Source organism: Halomonas sp. 707D4, from assembly GCF_024158685.1.
GTDB lineage: Bacteria > Pseudomonadota > Gammaproteobacteria > Pseudomonadales > Halomonadaceae > Vreelandella.
Window position 1 is genome coordinate 1 of the sequence record NZ_JAMZBD010000553.1, and the last position, 1,828, is coordinate 1,828.

Consider the following 1,828-nt stretch of genomic DNA (forward strand, 5'->3'; position numbering starts at 1 on the left):
CGGCGCCGGTCACCGGTCCTCTCATCGACGACATCGATTTTCGTCGCGGCCCCAACGGCGGTGGGCGGCTGCTGGTCACCTTCAGCCAGAGCGGCGTGACGGCCAGCGTGCAGGAGGCCGACAACGGCGTGGTGATCGCCACCCTCGATGACGTGACGCTGCCCGCGAGCCTCGATCAGATTCTCGACACCAGCGACTTCGCCACGCCCATCCAGCGCATCACGCCGCGCACCACGCCGCGCGGCGTGCAGCTCGAGATGCAGACCCAGGGCGCCTACGCCATGCTCTCCTCGCAAAGCGGGCGGGTGCTGACGGTGGACGTGGAGCCCGCCGCCACGCCCAGCGAGTCGCTCACCCAGCGCCCCGAGGAGCGCTTCACCGGCGACCGGCTGAGCCTCAACTTCCAGGACATAGAGGTGCGCGCGGTGCTGGCCACACTCGCCCAGTTCACCGGCTTGAACCTGGTGGCCAGCGACAGCGTCACCGGTCGGGTGACGCTGAACCTGAACGACGTGCCCTGGGACCAGGCGCTGGCGCTGATCCTGCAAAGCCAGGGGCTGTCGAGCCGCGAGCAGGGCAACGTGATCGTGATCGCCCCGGCCGGGGAACTGGCCGAGGTCGAGCGCCAGGAGATCGAGTCGCGCAACCAGCGCCAGACCCTGACGCCGCTGGTCACCGAGTTCATCGAGGTGCGCTACGCCCGCGCCGAAGACTTCGCCCAGCTGCTGCGCGGCGCCGAGGGCTTCGGGCTTCTGACCGAGCGCGGCCGGGTGAGCGTCGACCAGCGCACCAATACGTTGCTGGTCCAGGACACCGCCGAGCAGATCCGTGAGATCACCGCCACGCTCGACCGGCTCGACGTCGCCGTGCGCCAGGTGCAGATCGAGGCGCGCATCGTCATCGCCCGGGACACCGCCTCGCGGGAGCTCGGCATCAACTGGGGGCTTTCCAGCACGCGCGGGTTCGAACTTGTCGGTGACGGTAGTGGGCAATATCAGCGTCGCGACATCAATCCGGGTGGCATCAACCGCGCTCAAGGCGGTCTCGCCGTCGATCTCGGCCCGGGCGCGGTAGCCGGCACCGGCTTCAGCTTCGGCTACCTGGCCGGCGACGTGCTGCTCGATCTCGAACTCAGGGCGCTGGAGAGCGAGGGCAAGAGCCAGACGATCTCGCAGCCGCGCATCATCACCGCCAACCAGCGCACCGCGACCATTCGCCAGGGCGAGGAGCGGGCGTTCCAGAGCGTGGACGTGCAGGGCAACCCGGACACCCAGTTCAAGGAGGCGGAGCTGTCGCTCGAGGTCACCCCGCAGATCACCCCGGACAATCGCATCATCATGGATCTCGTGATCAAGAACGACAGCTTCCGCGAGAGCGAATTCGGCGGCGAGCCGCCCATCGACACCAACCAGATCGAGACCCAGGTACTGGTCGACAATGGTCAAACCGTGGTGCTTGGCGGTATCTTGACCACCGAGCAGCTCAGCCAGATCGCCAAGACCCCGCTTCTGGGCGATCTGCCGATCCTGGGGCATCTGTTTCGCTACACCCAGGAGAGCAATGACAAGGTAGAGCTGTTAGTGTTCATTACTCCACGACTACTTGATGATGGCTTGGCGGTTCGTTGATGCAGGATTTACCCAACCTTTTTCTGATCGGCCCCATGGGGGCCGGCAAGAGCACCATCGGTCGGCTGCTGGCCGCGGAGCTCTCGCGCCGTTTCCATGACAGCGACCACGTCATTCAGGAGCGCTGCGGCGCCGACATTCCCTGGATCTTCGACGTCGAGGGCGAGCCCGGCTTTCGCTTGCGCGAGGTGCAGACGATC

At 66.4% G+C, this 1,828-nt stretch carries 2 protein-coding genes; both read left to right on the forward strand.

The window, feature by feature from the left end:
- Window positions 1–1,628, forward strand: a 1,628-nt coding sequence (locus BIS11_RS16470; protein ID WP_253586573.1) for a type IV pilus secretin PilQ, incomplete at its 5' end; no start/stop codon positions are given.
- The coding region (locus BIS11_RS16475; protein WP_301286498.1) for a shikimate kinase at window positions 1,628–1,828 on the forward strand (201 nt) is incomplete at its 3' end. The genes BIS11_RS16470 and BIS11_RS16475, both read left to right, overlap by 1 nt.